We start from the raw sequence: 17,046 nt of genomic DNA on the forward strand, positions 1-17,046 counted from the left end.
GGGCGGAACCCCGGCCCGGGTGCGCCGTGTGCGCCGTCAGGCGTCGTACACGTCCGCCCGTCCCGGCTCCGCGCCCTGCACCATCCCGCTGAGCGCCATCGACCGGCCGGCGAAGTTCGTCGTGTCCACGTTGTTCTCCTCCAGCACCCGCAGCGCGGCCTGGTGCACCACCCGCAGCACCGGCGTCGCCGCGCGCAGCGCGTCGTCCGCCATGAAGCGGTGCCGCCACGGCTTGCCCGCCCACACGTGCCGCAGCCCGAAGGGCTCGGGGAGCTTCAGCTTGCCGCCCAGGTAGTCGAGCAGCGGCGGGTACCAGGTGAACGGCGCCCGCGCGGCCAGCCGCACCACCTCGCGGGTACGGACCAGGGGGAGCGGCTTCTCCTTGGTCTCCCAGAACTTCATGCCGCTCACAGTCTTCGTCTCGCGGCTGGGCTTGCTGGTGAACAGCGGGTGCACCGGGCCCAGCGCGTGCCCCGTGACCTCGATGCGCAGCGTCTGGTGCAGCACGGTCACCGAGACCAGCAGCGTGATGACCAACTGGCCGTCCCAGAGCGTGAACTGCACGCCCAGATAGTGCCGGTTGCCCGCGCCGAACTGCTGCTCGTTGCAGATCCGCTGCACCTCGAAGTCCCGTACGGAATAGCCGTCGACGATCGTGCCGCCGGGCCGGGCGACCTCGCCCGCGCCCTCGCCTATCGGCGAGACGATCCAGTGCTTTATCGCGGGCGCCGGGAAGCCGCCGGTGTGCAGCGGGGTGCGTTCCAGCATGCGCAGTTTGTCGTGCACAGCCTTGGCGATGTCCCAACTGCGGAAGGGGTTGATCTCACCGCCGGACTCCTTCGGCTTGAGCTCCTCCGCCAGGTGCCAGGCGCCCCAGCGGGTGCCCATGCCGAGTATCCCCTTGGGGCCCGCGTAGAAGACGACGTTGCTGTGCTGCTCCGCCGAGAGCTTCGCCAGGCCCAGCCGCAGCCGCTCCGCGCTGGCGTCGCCCGGGTTGCTCGGCACCGCCTCGGGGATCTTGGCGCCCAGGCCGCCGCCGGACAGCAGCGCCGTCCAGTGCTCGCGCAGGCCCTTGGCGTACTGCTCGCAGATCCGGTTCGCCCAGAACCAGCCTATGATCGGCGCGACCAGCAGGCCGCGCAGATAGATGTAGAGCAGGCCGTCGAGCGGCATGGTGATGAAGAGGTAGATGGCGGCGACGCCGATGATGCCCAGCAGCACGTACCCCACCGCGCCGACGCGCTTGTCCGACGCGCCGGCCAGGGTGCGGCGGAGCTGGAAGACGCCGAGCCAGAGCAGCACCCCGGGCAGGAAGAGCAGCCCGAAGACGCCCATGACCACGGTCAGCCGGGTGTCGCGCTCCTTGCGGTAGCGATTGGCCGCCAGACAGTGCTCCAGCACCGCCTGCGGCTCCGTGCCGAACGACTGGATGAGGGGCTTGCGGCCGTCGGCGAGCATGCGCACCGTGACGGCGCGCGCGAACGCCTCGCCCAGGTTCGGCTCGAAGAGCGACAGCCGGCCCTTCTTGAAGTCCGACTTGCTCCAGTCGTTGTTGGCGTCGAGGAGCTTGGTCACGTCGCTGTCGCGGTACGCCGTGGAGGCGAGCGCGTGCGTCGCCGCCGTCTGACCCTGGGCGCCCGAGAGCGGCACCTGTGCGCGCGGGGCGAAGTCGAACTCCAGCCCCTCAGAACCTGCCACTGCCGCCCCCAACGCCGCGCGTCCGCCCCGGTGATGGGGCCAGGCCCGCGGGCAAGCGGGCCCGACCACCAATGTGCCCCAGCCTAGCCGCGGTCAACCGTCGCGGGCCTGCCGATCACGGATCTTCGCCGCCAACTGCTGCGGCATCGGCTCGTGTCTGGCATACGAGCGGTCGAACCGGCCGGTGCCGTGCGACAGGGAGCGCAGATCCACCGCGTACCTGCCGATCTCGAACTCCGGCACCTCCGCGCGCACCAGCGTCCGGCCGCCGCCCGCCTGCTCGGTGCCGACCACCCGGCCGCGCCGCCCGGACAGGTCGCTCATCACCGGGCCCACGTACTCGTCCGCGACGAGCACGCCGATCTCGGCGACCGGCTCCAGCAGATGGATCTGCACCTGCGCCGCGGCCTCCCGCAGCGCCAGCGCGCCCGCCGTCTGGAACGCGGCGTCGGAGGAGTCCACCGAGTGCGCCTTGCCGTCGACGAGCGTGATCCGCACGTCGACCAGCGGATAGCCGGTGGCCACGCCCTTGACCGCCTGGCCGCGTACGCCCTTCTCCACCGACGGGATGAACTGCCGCGGCACCGCGCCGCCGACCACCTTGTCCACGAACTCGATGCCCGCGCCCTCCGGCAGCGGCTCGACCTCGATCTCGCAGATGGCGTACTGCCCGTGGCCGCCGGACTGCTTGACGTGCCGCCCGCGCGCCGCCGACCGGCCCGAGAACGTCTCGCGCAGCGACACCTTGTGGTCCACCGAGTCGACCTGCACGCCGTACCGCGTGCGCAGCCGCTCCAGCGCCACGTCGCGGTGCGCCTCGCCCAGGCACCAGAGCACCAACTGCCGGGTCGAGGCGTTCTGCTCCAGCCGCATGGTCGGATCCTCTGCGCACAGCCGCGCCAGGCCCTGCGACAGCTTGTCCTCGTCCTGCTTGGTGTGCGCCTCGATGGCCACCGGCAGCAGCGGGTCGGGCATCACCCAGGGCGCCATCAGCAGCGGCTCGTCCTTGGCCGAGACCGTGTCACCGGTCTCCGCGCCGTTCAGCTTGCCGACGCAGGCGATGTCGCCGGCGATCGCCGCGTCCAGCGGGCGCTGGAGCTTGCCGAACGGGGCGGTCAGCGAGCCGATCCGCTCGTCGGTGTCGTGGTCCTCGTGGCCGCGGTCCTCCATGCCGTGCCCCGAGACGTGCACCGTCTGGTCGGGGCGCAGCGTGCCGGAGAAGATGCGCAGCAGTGACAGCCTGCCGATGTACGGGTCCGAGGACGTCCTGACCACCTCGGCGGCCAGCGGTCCGGCCGGGTCGCAGGCCAGCCCCGCGCGCTCCTCGCCGCGCACGGTGGTCACGTCGGGGATCCGGCGCTCCGGCGGGGTGGGGAAGCCGCCGGTGATCAGCTCCAGCAACTCGACCGTGCCGAGACCCTGCGTGCCGCCGTCCACGGCGGGCGCGGCGGCCAGCACCGGGTGGAACACCCCGCGCGCGACGGCCTTCTCCAGGTCCTGCACGAGCGTCTTGACCTCGACGTCCTCGCCGCCGAGGTAGCGCTCCATGAGGGACTCGTCCTCGCTCTCGGAGATGATGCCCTCGATGAGCCGGTTGCGCGCCTCCTCGATCAGCGGCAGCTCCTCCTCGCGAGGCGGTCTTTCCTCGCGGGCGCCGGAGGTGTAGTCGAAGACGCGCTGCGTGAGCAGGCCGATCAGCCCGCGGACGGGTGAATGGCCGTCCGCCGCCTGCTCGCCGAGCAGCGGCAGGTACAGCGGCAGCACGGCGTCGGGGTCGTCGCCGCCGAACGCCTCCCGGCAGGTCTCCGTCATCTGGTCGAAGTCGGCTCTGGCGGCGTCCAGATGCGTGACGACGATCGCCCGCGGCATCCCGACCGCCGCGCACTCGTCCCACAGCATCCGGGTCGCGCCGTCCACGCCGTCCGCGGCCGAGACGACGAAGAGGGCCGCGTCCGCGGCGCGCAGACCGGCCCGTAGCTCCCCGACGAAGTCCGCGTAGCCGGGGGTGTCCAACAGATTGATCTTGATGCCGTCCCATTCCACCGGGACCAGCGAGAGCTGCACCGAGCGTTGCTGGCGCTGTTCGATCTCGTCGTAGTCGGATACGCAGCCGCCGTCCTCGACCCGGCCGGCCCGGGTGAGCGCCTTCGTGGTCAGCGCCAGCGCCTCCACCAGCGTCGTCTTACCGGATCCGCTATGGCCGACCAGCGCCACGTTCCGAATGTCGGAGGGCCGGGCGGCCGCCGCTGCCCTGCCGGCGGCTCCGGGGTGTGCGTTTGCCTTGTCACCCATGTGTCTCGCCTCCGTCTGACACGTGCGGTGCATTCGAGCTTTGCACCGCGGTCAGACCCCGTCCATAGCACGGACGGCTTCGGAAACGGCGACCGGCCGGACGTGCGTACGGCCCGGCCGGTCAGGGGCGTACGGCCCGCGCGCCCCCGCCGGGGCGCTGGCTACGATGGCTGCGCTACCTTGAGCGACTTCCACCGACGTGTCCCCCGGCCAGCCGCGGGGGCCCGCCGACCGGCGACCCTGGGACGGCCATGCTGAACAAGTACGCGCGTGCGATCTTCACGCGTGTCTTCGCGCCAATCGCCGCGATGCTGCTGCGTCGTGGCGTGAGCCCCGACACCGTCACCTTCGTGGGCACCCTCGGGGTGATGGCGGGCGCCTTGGCCTTCTTCCCGCGCGGGGAGTTCTTCTGGGGCACGGTGATCATCACCCTCTTCGTCTTCTCCGACCTGATCGACGGCACCATGGCCCGCCAGTCCGGCCGCTCCAGCCGCTGGGGCGCATTCCTGGACTCGACGCTCGACCGGGCCGCGGACTCCGCCGTCTTCGGCGGCATCGCGCTCTGGTACGCGGGCGGCGGCGACGACCTCGTGCTGTGCGCGGTGGCGATCTTCTGCCTCGCCGGCGGCCAGGTCGTCTCGTACACGAAGGCCCGCGGCGAGAGCATCGGGCTGCCGGTGAAGGTCAACGGCCTGATGGAGCGCGCCGACCGGCTGGTGATCACCCTGGTGCTCGCCGGCTTCGCGGGCATGGAGCGCACCTTCGGCATCCCGCACATCGACCTCCTGCTGCCGATCGCGCTGTGGGCGGTCGCCGCGGGCAGCGCCGTCACGCTCTTCCAGCGGATGGTGACCGTGCACCGGGAGGCGGCGGAGAAGGACGCCGTCGACCCGCTGCCGCCGCCCGCGCCGCGCGGCGGCCCGCCCCCGGAAGCCGAGGCCGAGACCGCGCCGGCGGACCAGGAGAGCACGTGAAGGAGCGCCTGACCGACGGGATGTACGGCCTGGGCTGGGCCGCCGTGAAACGGCTGCCCGAGCCCGCCGCCGCCGCCCTCGGCAGGCGCATCGCCGACACCGCCTGGCGCCGCGACGGCAAGGGCGTACGGCGGCTGACGTCGAATCTCGCCCGCGTCGTCCCGGACGCCGGGCCCGAGCGGCTGGCCGCGCTCAGCCGGGCCGGCATGCGCTCGTACATGCGCTACTGGATGGAGTCCTTCCGGCTGCCGGCCTGGAGCAGGCAGCGCGTCCGCGACGGCTTCCACCCCCAGGATGTGCACTTCCTCAAGGACGGCCTCGCCGGTGACACCGGCGTGATCCTCGCGCTGCCGCACATGGGCAACTGGGACCTGGCGGGCGCCTGGGTCACCACCAAGCTGGGGGTCCCCTTCACCACCGTGCAGGAGCGGCTGAAGCCGGAGTCGCTGTACGACCGCTTCGTCGCCTACCGCGAGAGCCTGGGGATGGAGGTGCTGGCGCACGGCGGCGCGAGCGCCTTCGGCATCCTCGCCAGGCGGCTGCGCAGCGGCGGTCTCGTGTGCCTGGTCGCCGACCGCGACCTGTCGGCCACCGGCGTCGAGGTGGACTTCTTCGGCTCCGCCGCCCGGATGCCCGCGGGACCCGCGCTGCTCGCCCAGCAGACCGGCGCGCTGCTGCTGCCCGTCACGCTCTGGTACGACGACTCTCCCGTCCTGCAAGGGAAGGTGCACGCCCCCGTCGAGGTGCCCGCGACCGGCACCCGCGCCGAGAAGACCGCCGTCATGACGCAGGCGATGGCCGACGACTTCGCCGCCGGTATCGCCGAGCACCCGGAGGACTGGCACATGCTGCAGCGCTTCTGGCTGGCGGACCTGGAGTCGCGGTGAGGGTCGGGATCGTCTGCCCGTACTCCTGGGAGGCGCCCGGCGGGGTGCAGTTCCACGTCCGGGACCTGGCCGAGCACCTGCGCGCCGCCGGCCACGAGGTCTCCGTCCTCGCGCCCGCGGACGACGACACCCCGCTGCCGGAGTACGTCGTGGGGGCCGGCCGTGCCGTCCCCGTGCCGTACAACGGATCCGTGGCGCGCATCAACTTCGGTTTCCTGTCCGCCGCCCGGGTGCGCCGCTGGGTGCGCGACGGCGACTTCGACGTGCTGCACATCCACGAGCCGGCCGCGCCGTCGCTCGCCCTGCTGGCCGTCTGGGCGGCGAAGGGGCCGATCGTCGCCACGTTCCACATGTCGAGCCCGCGCTCGCGCGGCATGATCGCCGCGTACCCGATCCTGCAGTCCGCGCTGGAGAAGATCAGCGCGCGCATCGCGGTCAGCGAGTACGCGCGCCGCACCCTGGTCGAGCACCTGGGCGGCGACGCCGTCGTCATCCCCAACGGCGTCGACGTCTCCTTCTTCGCCGGGGCCGGGCCCAAGGCCGAGTGGCAGGGCCGCACGCTGGGCTTCATCGGCCGGATCGACGAGCCGCGCAAGGGGCTGCCGGTGCTGATGGAGGCGTTCCCGCGGATCCTGGAGCGGGTGCCGGACGCCCGCCTGCTGGTCGCCGGGCGCGGCGACCCGGCCGAGGTCGCCGGGCACCTGGCGCCCGAGGTGCGCGAGCGGGTGGAGTTCCTCGGCATGGTCAGCGACGAGGACAAGGCGCGGCTGCTGCGCAGCGTCGACCTGTACGTCGCGCCGAACACCGGGGGCGAGTCGTTCGGCATCATCCTCGTCGAGGCGATGTCCGCGGGCGCGCCGGTGCTCGCCGCCGACCTCGACGCCTTCGTGCAGGTGCTGGACGGCGGCACGGCGGGCGAGGTGTTCGCCGGCGGGGACGCCGGGGACCTGGCCGAGCGGGCGGCCGGGCTGCTGCTGGACGGCGCCCGCCGGGCCGAGCTGCGCGAGCGCGGCAGCCGGCACGTACAGCGCTTCGACTGGTCGACGGTCGGCGCGGACATCCTGGCGGTCTACGAGACGGTGACCCAGGGCGCCGCGTCGGTGGCGGAGGACGAGCGCGCCGGCCGCTGGGCGGCCCGCTTCGGCCCCACCCGCGACCGGGAGGCATGACGTGTCGACCGCCCTGACCCTGCTGCTCTGCGCCGTCGGGCTCTGCCTGATCGGCGTCTATCTGAGCTGGACCGCCGGCCGGCTCGACCGGCTGCACACCCGCATCGACGCCGCCAAGGCGGCCCTCGACGCCCAACTGCTGCGCCGCGCCTCGGTGGCGCAGGAGCTGGCCACCAGCGGCGTGCTCGACCCGGCCGCCTCGATCGTGCTCTACGAGGCCGCGCACGCCGCCCGGCAGGCGGAGGAGGACCAGCGTGAGGTCGCCGAGAGCGAGCTGAGCCAGGCGCTGCGGGCGGTCTTCGAGGCGCCGGAGCAGGTGGAGGCGGTACGCGGGGCGCCGGGCGGGGAGGAGGCCGTACACGAGCTGGCGGAGGCCGCGCGGCGGGTGCCGATGGCGCGGCGCTTCCACAACGACGCGGTACGGGCGGCGCGGGCGCTGCGCCGGCACCGCAAGGTGCGCTGGTTCCGGCTGGCCGGGCACGCGCCGTTCCCGCTGGCGGTCGAGATGGACGACGAGCCGCCGCCGGCGCTGACCGACCGCGCCCCCGCGGGCTGACCCCCCGCCGCCGGCTGGGCGGCCACAGCTTGCCGATTGGCTCTTTCCCGACCCCTCCCGCCTGGGGTTTCCTTGACGGTGGCGCGCGTTCGGCCCCGTGTCCGAACGTGTTTACGATGGAAGCAGCGCACCGTACGCCACCCACACATCCAGACCGCACCCATCACCGAGCGAGGTTCCACCGTGTCCAGCACGCCCAGCTCCGCCCCCCAGTCGTCGGCTCCCGAGACCGGCACCGCACGCGTCAAGCGCGGCATGGCCGAGCAGCTCAAGGGCGGCGTGATCATGGACGTCGTCACCCCCGAGCAGGCGAAGATCGCCGAGGACGCGGGTGCCGTCGCGGTGATGGCCCTGGAGCGGGTGCCCGCCGACATCCGCAAGGACGGCGGCGTGGCGCGCATGTCGGACCCCGACATGATCGAGGGCATCATCGAGGCCGTCTCCATCCCCGTGATGGCCAAGTCCCGCATCGGCCACTTCGTGGAGGCCCAGATCCTCCAGGCGCTCGGCGTCGACTACATCGACGAGTCCGAGGTGCTCACCCCCGCCGACGAGGTCAACCACTCCGACAAGTGGGCCTTCACCACCCCCTTCGTCTGCGGCGCCACCAACCTCGGCGAGGCCCTGCGCCGGATCGCCGAGGGCGCCGCCATGATCCGCTCCAAGGGCGAGGCCGGCACCGGGAACGTCGTCGAGGCGGTCCGCCACCTGCGCCAGATCAAGAACGAGATCGGCGCCCTGCGCGGCCTGGACAGCCACGAGCTGTACGCCGCCGCCAAGGAGCTGCGGGCCCCGTACGAGGTGGTCGCCGAGGTCGCGAAGCTCGGCAAGCTGCCCGTCGTGCTCTTCTCCGCGGGCGGCGTCGCCACCCCCGCCGACGCCGCGCTGATGCGCCAGCTCGGCGCCGAGGGCGTCTTCGTCGGCTCCGGCATCTTCAAGTCCGGCGACCCGGCCAAGCGCGCCGCCGCCATCGTCAAGGCCACCACCTTCTACGACGACCCGAAGGTCGTCGCGGACGCCTCCCGCAACCTCGGCGAGGCCATGGTCGGCATCAACCTCGACACCCTGGACGACGCCGAGCGCTACGCCGGCCGGGGCTGGTGAGGTCGGCAGCCATGGGCACCGCCCCCGCCATCGGCGTCCTCGCCCTCCAGGGCGACGTACGCGAGCACCTGGCCGCCCTCGAAGCGGCCGGTGCGCACGCCGTGCCGGTCCGCAGGCCGGCGGAGCTGGCGGAGGTCTCCGGCCTGGTCATCCCCGGTGGCGAGTCCACCACGATGTCCAAGCTCGCGGTCGCCTTCGGGCTGCTGGAGCCGCTGCGCGAGCGGGTGCGGGCGGGGATGCCCGCGTACGGCTCCTGCGCCGGCATGATCATGCTGGCCGACAAGATCCTCGACCCGCGCTCCGGGCAGGAGACCGTCGGCGGTATCGACATGATCGTGCGCCGCAACGCCTTCGGCCGGCAGAACGAGTCGTTCGAGGTGCCGCTGGAGGTGGCCGGTGTCCCCGGCGGCCCGGTGCACGGCGTGTTCATCCGGGCGCCGTGGGTGGAGTCCACCGGCGCCCGGGTGGAGCGGCTGGCGGAGGCCGGCGGGCATCCCGTCGCCGTCCGGCAGGGTCCGCTGCTGGCGACGTCGTTCCATCCCGAACTCACCGGCGACCACCGCGTGCACGCTCTCTTCGCGGATATGGTGCGCCGGGCCGCCTGACCGGCCCCGGTAGGATCGACGAGTTCGTTGCCGGTTAGTCGAATGCGCGGAACGCGGAATGGAGCGGGGCTGTGTCCGGCCACTCTAAGTGGGCAACCACCAAGCACAAGAAGGCCGTGATCGATGCCAAGCGAGGAAAGCTCTTCGCCAAGCTGATCAAGAACGTCGAGGTCGCGGCGCGGCAGGGGGGTGCCGACCCCGACGGAAATCCCACGCTGTACGACGCGATCCAGAAGGCCAAGAAGCAGTCCGTCCCGAACAAGAACATCGACAGCGCCGTCAAGCGCGGCGCCGGTCTCGAAGCGGGCGGCGCCGAGTACGAGACGATCATGTACGAGGGCTACGGCCCCAACGGCGTGGCCGTGCTCATCGAGTGCCTGACGGACAACCGCAACCGCGCCGCCTCCGACGTCCGGGTAGCCATGACGCGCAACGGCGGCTCCATGGCCGACCCCGGCTCCGTGTCGTACCTGTTCAACCGCAAGGGCGTGGTGATCGTCCCCAAGGGCGGGCTGGGCGAGGACGACGTGCTGGCCGCGGTGCTGGACGCCGGCGCCGAGGAGGTCAACGACCTGGGCGAGTCCTTCGAGGTGCTCAGCGAGGCCGGCGACATGGTCGCGGTCCGCACCGCGCTGCAGGACGCCGGGATCGACTACGACTCGGCCGAGGCCAATTTCGTCCCCACCATGCAGGTGGAGCTGGACGAGGAGGGCGCCCGCAAGATCTTCCGGCTCATCGACGCCCTGGAGGACAGCGACGACGTCCAGAACGTCTTCGCCAACTTCGACGTCTCCGACGAGGTCATGGAGAAGGCTTCCGCCTGAGCCGCACGCGTACGCCGTGAGGGGCCCGCAGGATGGCGACATCCGGCGGGCCCTTCGGCTGCGCTGTCGGTGCCGGCCGGTAGCCTGCACACACGTACGCGGGCAGACGAGAGGGGGCGGCCGGTGCGGGTGCTCGGAGTGGACCCGGGGCTCACGAGGTGCGGCGTGGGCGTCGTGGACGGAGCGGCGGGCCGGGCGCTGCGGATGGTCGCCGTCGGGGTCGTACGCACCCCGTCCGACGCCCCCACCCCCGAGCGGCTGCTGCTCATCGAGCGCGGCATCGAGGAGTGGCTGGACGTGCAGCGGCCCGAGGCCGTCGCCGTCGAGCGGGTCTTCAGCCAGCACAACGTACGCACGGTGATGGGCACCGCTCAGGCCAGCGCCGTCGCCATCCTCTGCGCCGCCCGCCGCGGCCTGCCCGTCGCGCTGCACACCCCCAGCGAGGTCAAGGCCGCTGTCACCGGCTCGGGCCGGGCCGACAAGGCGCAGGTCGGCGCCATGGTCACCCGGCTGCTGCGGCTCGACGCCCTGCCCAGGCCGGCCGACGCCGCCGACGCCCTGGCGCTGGCCATCTGCCACCTGTGGCGCGCCCCCGCCCAGGACCGCCTGCTGCGCGCGCGTGCCGCCGGCGCACCCGCGCGCGCCGCGACGGCCGCCCGCGCCGCCGCCCCCGGCGTGCGGCGCACCGCCCGCCCGGCCGACCGGGGCGCCGCCGGCCAGGGCGCACCGCGCGCAGGCCGCGCGGGCCAGGACCGCCCGGAGCCCCGGGACCGCGAGATCCGGAGAGACCCCGCATGATTGCCTTCGTCAGCGGCCCCGTCGCCGCCCTCGCCCCCGACGCCGCGGTCATCGAGGTGGGCGGCATCGGCATGGCCGTGCAGTGCACGCCCGACACCCTGTCCACGCTGCGCGTCGGCAAGGACGCCCGGCTGGCCACCTCCCTCGTCGTCCGGGAGGACTCCCTCACCCTCTACGGCTTCGCCGACGACGACGAGCGCCAGGTCTTCGAGCTGCTGCAGACCGCCAGCGGCGTCGGCCCGCGGCTGGCCCAGGCCATGCTCGCCGTGCACCGCCCCGACGCCCTCCGCCTCGCCGTCTCCACCGGCGACGAGAAGACGCTGACGGCCGTCCCCGGCATCGGCAAGAAAGGCGCGCAGAAGCTGCTGCTGGAGCTGAAGGACCGGCTCGGCGAGCCGCTGGGCAGCAGCGGCCTCGTCGGCAGGCAGGCTGGCGCCGCCGCGGCCGCCGGCTGGCGCGAGCAGTTGCACGCCGCCCTCACCGGCCTGGGGTACGCGCCGCGCGAGGCCGACGAGGCCGTCACCGCCGTCGCCCCGCAGGCGGAGGAGAACGGCGCCGCGCCCCCGCCGCTGCCGCAGTTGCTGCGTGCCGCCCTGCAGACCCTGAACCGCGCCCGATGACGGCGCCCGGCCCCCGGCGCGTACGACGAACCGCGACAGCAACCGAACCACGACGGACGGATCCACGATGACCTGGGAGGACGCCGACCCGCGGCTGGTGGACTCGGCCGCCGACGCCGACGACCGGGCGGTGGAGACGGCGCTGCGCCCCAAGGACCTGGCCGAGTTCGTCGGCCAGGAGCGGGTGCGCGAGCAGCTCGACCTGGTGCTGCGCGCCGCCCGCCAGCGCGGCGGCGCCGCCGACCACGTGCTGCTCTCCGGCGCCCCCGGGCTGGGCAAGACCACCCTCGCGATGATCGTCGCCGCCGAGATGGCCGCCCCGATCCGCATCACCTCGGGCCCCGCCATCCAGCACGCCGGCGACCTCGCCGCGATCCTCTCCTCCCTCCAGGAGGGCGAGGTGCTCTTCCTCGACGAGCTGCACCGCATGTCCCGCCCCGCCGAGGAGATGCTCTACATGGCGATGGAGGACCTGCGCGTCGACGTCATCGTCGGCAAGGGCCCCGGCGCCACCGCCATCCCGCTGGAGCTGCCCCCCTTCACCCTGGTCGGCGCCACCACCCGGGCCGGGCTGCTGCCCCCGCCGCTGCGCGACCGCTTCGGCTTCACCGGGCACATGGAGTTCTACTCCCCGGCCGAGCTGGAGCGCGTCCTGCACCGCTCCGCCCACCTCCTCGACGTCTCCGTGGACGCCGCCGGCGCCGCCGAGATCGCCGGCCGCTCCCGCGGCACCCCCCGCATCGCGAACCGCCTGCTGCGCCGGGTGCGGGACTACGCCCAGGTCAAGGCCGACGGCGTGATCACGCGCGAGATCGCCGCCCGCGGCCTGGAGGTCTACGAGGTCGACGACCGCGGCCTGGACCGCCTCGACCGCGCCGTGCTCGGCGCCCTGCTCAAGCTCTTCTCCGGCGGCCCCGTCGGGCTGTCCACGCTGGCCGTGGCGGTGGGGGAGGAGCGGGAGACCGTCGAGGAGGTCGCCGAGCCCTTCCTCGTACGCGAAGGGCTGCTGGCCCGTACGCCCCGCGGCCGCGTCGCCACCCCGGCGGCCTGGGCCCACCTGGGCATCCCGCCCCCGCAGCCGGGCGGCGGCCTGCAGCAGACCGCGTTCTGAGCGCCCCGCCGCGCCCGCCGCGGCGTGGCGGGGACCCGGCGGCGCGGGTGCCCCGGCGGATACCGCGGCGGCGCGGGGAGTCGCCGGTTACGGAACCCGGGTGACATGCTGGGCGTTGTTCACACGGCGGAACTCGCTTAGACTCCGCCGACGCCTTCCGGAACCGGAGGGCACCCCCGCCCCCCAGAACGAGGCCGTGGCGAACGCGGTCCTACGAAGGAAACCCGGACACCGTGGATATCACGATTCTCTTGCCGTTCATCGTGCTCATCGGGGCGATGTTCCTGATGACCCGCTCGGCAAAGAACAAGCAGCGCCAGATGACGAACATGCGGGACCAATTGCAGCCGGGCAGCGGCGTGCGGACCATCGGCGGTATGTACGCCACGGTCAAGGAGGTCCACGAGGACACCATCCTTCTGGAGGTGGCCCCCGGAGTACACGCGATCTACGCGAAGAACTCCATCGGCGCCGTCCTGGACGACGCCGAATACAACCGCATCGTCCACGGCGCCCCGGAGTTCGACGACGAGGACGTTTCGGCGCCCGACGACGCCTCCTCGCTGACCGGCTCCGCCGACGGCGACGCCGGTGACGAGGACGCCGAGGACCGCAGGGAGACCTCGGACCGTATCGACCTCGACAAGAAGGACGCGGCCGACGACGCCGAAGGCGACGCCGGGGCCGCGGACACCACCGACGAGGACGAAAAGAAGAACGGCGGCTCCGCCGCGAAGTGACCGCGGCCCTTCGGCGGCGGCCCCGCACCTGGTGCGGAGGCGCCGCCGGCCGCGGTGAACGGGGGACCGGTCACTTTTCGCCTCGCGGCACCGCGGGGCTACACTTCGTGACCGCGCGACGAGCCCCGCCGCGCGGTGTCTGGACAGGAGAATCGAGAAGGTGGCAGCACCCAAAACGGGCCGCAGGTCCCAGGGATCTCACGGCAGGCCCTGGCGCCCCCTGCTGCTGATCCTGACCGCGATCGCCGCGCTCACCGGTGGAATGTTCCTTTCCGGGCACACCACCCCGCGCCTCGGTATCGACCTCGCCGGCGGCACCAGCATCACGCTGGAGGCCAAGTCCCAGCCGGGCAGCGAGAACGCGATCAACTCCACCAATATGGATACCGCCGTCAACATCATCGAGCGCCGCGTCAACGGCCTCGGGGTGCAGGAGGCGGAGGTCCAGACCCAGGGCGACCGGCACATCATCGTCAACATCCCCAAGGGCACCGACCAGAAGTCGGCGCGCGAGCAGGTGGGCACCACCGCGCGGCTCTTCTTCCGCCCCGTGCTGTCGTACGTGGCGAACGAGCAGCCGGCGCCTTCGCCCAGCGCCTCGGAGTCCGGGGGCAAGGAGAAGGACAAGGGCAAGGACGCCTCCTCCTCGCCGTCACCGTCCGAGAGCGCCTCCGACAAGGCGAGCGACGGCGCCACCGAGCAGGGCCGCGCGCTGTCCGAGGGCCTCGCCCAGGCCGACGGCTCGCCCAGCCCGACCGAGTCGCAGGCGCCGCCCGCCGAGACGCCCCCGGCCGAGCAGGCGCCCACCGGGCAGGTCTCCGCCGACGTGCAGAAGAAGCTGGACGCGCTGGACTGCTCCAACGTCGAGGAGCGCACCAAGATCGGTGAGAACGCCAAGCCGACCGACACCGTCGTCGCGTGCGACAGCGAGGGCGCGTACAAGTACGCGCTCGGCCCGGCCGAGGTCGAGGGCACGGACGTCGACGACGCCTCCGCCACGTACGACGCCCAGCAGGGCTCCGGCTGGATCGTGCAGCTCGAGTTCAACGGCAAGGGCTCCGACAAGTTCGCCGATGTCACCGGCACCCTCGCCGGCCAGGCCCCGCCGAACAACCAGTTCGCCATCGAGCTCGACGGCGAGGTCGTCTCCGCGCCCTCCGTCGACGAGTCGATCACCGGCGGCCGGGCGCAGATCTCCGGCAGCTTCAACCAGGAGTCGGCCGAGGAACTGGCCAACGTCCTGTCGTACGGTGCCCTGCCGCTGTCCTTCGAGGAGTCCGAGGTCACCACCGTCTCGCCGGCCCTCGGCAACGAGCAGCTCCAGGCGGGCCTCATCGCCGGCGCCGTCGGTCTGGCGCTGGTGATCATCTACCTCGTCGCGTACTACCGCGGGCTGGCCCTGGTGGCCGTCGTCAGCCTCATGGTCTCCGCCGCCCTCACGTACACGATCATGGCCCTGCTCGGCCCCGGCATCGGCTTCGCGCTGAACCTCCCGGCGGTCTGCGGCGCGATCGTGGCGATCGGCATCACGGCGGACTCGTTCATCGTGTACTTCGAACGCATCCGCGACGAGATCCGCGAGGGCCGCACGCTGCGCCCCGCCGTGGCGCGCGGCTGGCCGCGGGCCCGGCGCACCATCCTGGTGTCCGACTTCGTGTCCTTCCTGGCCGCGGCCGTGCTCTTCGCGGTCACCGTCGGCAAGGTGCAGGGCTTCGCCTTCACCCTGGGCCTGACCACGCTCCTCGACGTCGTCGTGGTCTTCCTCTTCACCAAGCCGGTCATGACCATCCTGGCCCGCAAGCGGTTCTTCGCCAGCGGCCATCCCTGGTCCGGGCTCGATCCCAAACGGCTGGGAGCCACGCCACCGCTGCGCGGCCGCCCGCGCACCGCCGGTCCCGTCAACCCGAAGGAGGTCTGAGATGTCGCGCCTCGGCACCCTCGGCGCCCGCCTCTACCGCGGTGAGGCCGGCTACGACTTCGTCGCCAAGCGGTTCCTCTGGTACGGCGTCTCCGTCCTCATCACGATCATCGCGATCGCCGGCTTCTTCATCCGCGGCCTGAACATGGGCATCGAGTTCGAGGGCGGTGCGGTCTTCACCACCCCGAAGACCGAGACCTCGGTCTCGCAGGCCCAGGAGATCGCCGAGGATGCCTCGGGGCACCAGGCGATCGTCCAGGAACTGGGCAGCGGGAAGCTCCGTATCCAGGTCAGCAGCATCGAGACGCAGCAGTCCGACAAGGTCAAGACGGCGCTCGCCGAAGAGCTGAACGTCGACGCCGCGGACATCAACGACCAGCTCGTCGGGCCCAGTTGGGGCGAGCAGATCGCGAACAAGGCGTGGCAGGGCCTGGCGATCTTCATGGTCCTGGTGGTGATCTACCTCGCCATCGCCTTCGAGTGGCGCATGGCGTTCGCGGCGCTCGTCGCGCTGATCCACGACCTGACGATCACGGTCGGCGTCTACACGATCGTCGGCTTCGAAGTCACCCCGGGCACGGTCATCGGTCTGCTGACCATCCTCGGTTACTCGCTGTACGACACGGTGGTGGTCTTCGACGGGCTCAAGGAGAGCACGAAGGACATCACCAGACAGACGGGCTTCACCTACCGCGAGGCGGCCAACCGCAGCCTCAACGGCACGCTCGTCCGCTCCATCAACACCTCCGTCGTGGCCCTGCTGCCGGTCGCCGGCCTGCTGTTCATCGGCGGCGGCGTGCTCGGCGGCGGCATGCTCAACGACATCGCGCTGTCGCTGTTCGTCGGCCTCGCGGCCGGCGCGTACTCCTCGATCTTCATCGCCACCCCGCTGGTGGTCGACTTCAAGGAGCGCGACCCCGCCATACAGGCCCACAACAAGCGGGTCGCCGCCCGGCGCGCCTCCGACGCCCGGTCCGCCGCCCGCGGCGAGAAGGGGACGGCCGGCCACGAGGACGGCCCGGACGCGGCGGCCGTCGAGGACGACGAGCCCGGGGACGACCCCCGTGCCCCCCAGCCCGCGGGCCAGGGCGTCGTCGGGCCCCCGCGCGGCGAGGGCCGCCGGCAGCAGCCGGTGTCCCGGCAGCGCGGCCGGGGCCGCCCCTCCGGCAGCCGCGGCGGCCGGTCGGGAGGCAAGCGCCGGTGAGCGTGCCCGAGGGGACCAGGGAGCTGCTGCTCAGCCGGATCCAGGACGTGCCGGACTACCCGCAGCCGGGCGTGATGTTCAAGGACATCACCCCGCTGCTGGCCGACGCGAAGGCGTTCGCCGTGCTCACGGACGCGCTGACGGAGGTCTGCCGGGAGCAGGGTGCGCAGAAGGTCGTCGGCCTGGAGGCGCGCGGCTTCATCCTGGGCGCGCCGGTCGCGGTGCGCGCGGGGATCGGCTTCGTGCCCGTGCGCAAGGCGGGCAAGCTCCCGGGCGCCACCCTCGGGCAGGCGTACGACCTGGAGTACGGCACGGCGGAGATCGAGATACACGCCGACGCCGTGCAGTCCGGCGACCGCGTGCTCGTCATCGACGACGTGCTGGCCACCGGTGGCACCGCGGAGGCGTCGGTGCAGCTCATCCGGCGGGCCGGCGGCACCGTCACCGGCGTGGCCGTGCTGCTGGAGCTGGGCTTCCTGGCCGGCCGGGCGCGGGTTGAGCAGGCGCTCGCCGGGGCTCCGCTGGACGCGCTCGTCACCGTCTGAG

General features: G+C 72.7%; 16 protein-coding genes. 14 read left to right on the plus strand and 2 right to left on the minus strand.

Features of this window, described 5'->3' with window-relative positions:
- Nucleotides 1–36: 36 nt before the first annotated feature.
- Complete coding sequence (locus CXR04_RS30990; protein WP_101426696.1) at nucleotides 37–1,650, minus strand: hypothetical protein; 1,614 nt, start codon at nucleotides 1,648–1,650, stop codon at nucleotides 37–39.
- 141 nt (nucleotides 1,651–1,791) lie between these two features.
- A complete protein-coding gene (locus tag CXR04_RS30995; RefSeq protein ID WP_101425511.1) occupies nucleotides 1,792–3,990 on the minus strand; it encodes an elongation factor G-like protein EF-G2 in 2,199 nt (732 codons plus the stop codon).
- Between the two features lie 251 nt (nucleotides 3,991–4,241).
- On the opposite strand from CXR04_RS30995, the gene pgsA reads away from it, so the two are divergent.
- The 14 genes from pgsA (at nucleotide 4,242) to CXR04_RS31065 (ending at nucleotide 17,045) form a co-directional block, all read left to right on the plus strand.
- Nucleotides 4,242–4,964, plus strand: a complete 723-nt coding sequence (gene pgsA, locus CXR04_RS31000) for a phosphatidylinositol phosphate synthase (protein ID WP_101425512.1) — start codon at nucleotides 4,242–4,244, stop codon at nucleotides 4,962–4,964.
- Between the two features lie 20 nt (nucleotides 4,965–4,984).
- Nucleotides 4,985–5,851: a phosphatidylinositol mannoside acyltransferase gene (locus tag CXR04_RS31005; RefSeq protein ID WP_234380837.1), complete on the plus strand. Its 867-nt coding sequence runs from the start codon at nucleotides 4,985–4,987 to the stop codon at nucleotides 5,849–5,851.
- The gene (locus CXR04_RS31010; protein ID WP_101425514.1) at nucleotides 5,848–7,020 is read left to right on the plus strand and encodes a glycosyltransferase family 4 protein; all 1,173 of its coding nucleotides are present in this window, start codon (nucleotides 5,848–5,850) and stop codon (nucleotides 7,018–7,020) included. The genes CXR04_RS31005 and CXR04_RS31010 overlap by 4 nt, the downstream gene beginning before the upstream one ends.
- A 1-nt stretch (nucleotide 7,021) precedes the next feature.
- Nucleotides 7,022–7,576, plus strand: a complete 555-nt coding sequence (locus CXR04_RS31015) for a hypothetical protein (RefSeq protein ID WP_101425515.1) — start codon at nucleotides 7,022–7,024, stop codon at nucleotides 7,574–7,576.
- 183 nt (nucleotides 7,577–7,759) lie between these two features.
- Nucleotides 7,760–8,680, plus strand: a complete 921-nt coding sequence (pdxS, locus tag CXR04_RS31020) for a pyridoxal 5'-phosphate synthase lyase subunit PdxS (RefSeq protein ID WP_101425516.1) — start codon at nucleotides 7,760–7,762, stop codon at nucleotides 8,678–8,680.
- An 11-nt stretch (nucleotides 8,681–8,691) separates the two neighbouring features.
- Nucleotides 8,692–9,285, plus strand: coding sequence for a pyridoxal 5'-phosphate synthase glutaminase subunit PdxT (gene pdxT, locus CXR04_RS31025; RefSeq protein ID WP_101425517.1), 594 nt, complete (start codon nucleotides 8,692–8,694; stop codon nucleotides 9,283–9,285).
- A 71-nt stretch (nucleotides 9,286–9,356) separates the two neighbouring features.
- Nucleotides 9,357–10,109: a YebC/PmpR family DNA-binding transcriptional regulator gene (locus CXR04_RS31030; protein WP_101425518.1), complete on the plus strand. Its 753-nt coding sequence runs from the start codon at nucleotides 9,357–9,359 to the stop codon at nucleotides 10,107–10,109.
- A 123-nt stretch (nucleotides 10,110–10,232) separates the two neighbouring features.
- On the plus strand, nucleotides 10,233–10,907 hold the full coding sequence (gene ruvC / locus CXR04_RS31035; protein ID WP_101425519.1) for a crossover junction endodeoxyribonuclease RuvC: 675 nt from the start codon (nucleotides 10,233–10,235) through the stop codon (nucleotides 10,905–10,907).
- Nucleotides 10,904–11,527, plus strand: a complete 624-nt coding sequence (ruvA, locus tag CXR04_RS31040) for a Holliday junction branch migration protein RuvA (protein WP_101425520.1) — start codon at nucleotides 10,904–10,906, stop codon at nucleotides 11,525–11,527. The genes ruvC and ruvA overlap by 4 nt, the downstream gene beginning before the upstream one ends.
- Before the next feature lie 67 nt (nucleotides 11,528–11,594).
- Complete coding sequence (gene ruvB / locus CXR04_RS31045; RefSeq protein WP_101425521.1) at nucleotides 11,595–12,638, plus strand: Holliday junction branch migration DNA helicase RuvB; 1,044 nt, start codon at nucleotides 11,595–11,597, stop codon at nucleotides 12,636–12,638.
- Between the two features lie 233 nt (nucleotides 12,639–12,871).
- Nucleotides 12,872–13,378 carry a preprotein translocase subunit YajC gene (gene yajC / locus CXR04_RS31050; RefSeq protein WP_199850566.1) on the plus strand — a complete coding sequence of 169 codons (507 nt, stop codon included), beginning with the start codon at nucleotides 12,872–12,874 and terminating at the stop codon, nucleotides 13,376–13,378.
- A 160-nt stretch (nucleotides 13,379–13,538) separates the two neighbouring features.
- The gene (secD, locus tag CXR04_RS31055; protein ID WP_199850567.1) at nucleotides 13,539–15,296 is read left to right on the plus strand and encodes a protein translocase subunit SecD; all 1,758 of its coding nucleotides are present in this window, start codon (nucleotides 13,539–13,541) and stop codon (nucleotides 15,294–15,296) included.
- 1 nt (nucleotide 15,297) lies between these two features.
- Complete coding sequence (gene secF, locus CXR04_RS31060; protein WP_101425524.1) at nucleotides 15,298–16,500, plus strand: protein translocase subunit SecF; 1,203 nt, start codon at nucleotides 15,298–15,300, stop codon at nucleotides 16,498–16,500.
- Nucleotides 16,497–17,045 (plus strand): adenine phosphoribosyltransferase, encoded by a 549-nt coding sequence (locus CXR04_RS31065; RefSeq protein WP_101425525.1) that lies wholly within the window; start codon nucleotides 16,497–16,499, stop codon nucleotides 17,043–17,045. Before secF ends, CXR04_RS31065 begins: the two co-directional genes overlap by 4 nt.
- Nucleotide 17,046: the final 1 nt, after the last annotated feature.

The sequence above is a fragment of the Streptomyces sp. CMB-StM0423 genome, from assembly GCF_002847285.1.
Lineage (GTDB): Bacteria > Actinomycetota > Actinomycetes > Streptomycetales > Streptomycetaceae > Streptomyces.

What these genes read in the sequence shown, in the direction of transcription:
- pgsA (WP_101425512.1), top strand. Translation starts at nt 4,242, where the DNA reads ATGCTGAACAAGTACGCGCGTGCGATCTTCACGCGTGTCTTCGCGCCA.
- ruvB (WP_101425521.1), top strand. Translation starts at nt 11,595, where the DNA reads ATGACCTGGGAGGACGCCGACCCGCGGCTGGTGGACTCGGCCGCCGAC.
- secF (WP_101425524.1), top strand. Translation starts at nt 15,298, where the DNA reads ATGTCGCGCCTCGGCACCCTCGGCGCCCGCCTCTACCGCGGTGAGGCC.
- pdxT (WP_101425517.1), top strand. Translation starts at nt 8,692, where the DNA reads ATGGGCACCGCCCCCGCCATCGGCGTCCTCGCCCTCCAGGGCGACGTA.
- CXR04_RS31005 (WP_234380837.1), top strand. Translation starts at nt 4,985, where the DNA reads ATGTACGGCCTGGGCTGGGCCGCCGTGAAACGGCTGCCCGAGCCCGCC.
- ruvA (WP_101425520.1), top strand. Translation starts at nt 10,904, where the DNA reads ATGATTGCCTTCGTCAGCGGCCCCGTCGCCGCCCTCGCCCCCGACGCC.
- CXR04_RS30995 (WP_101425511.1), bottom strand. Translation starts at nt 3,990, where the DNA reads ATGGGTGACAAGGCAAACGCACACCCCGGAGCCGCCGGCAGGGCAGCG.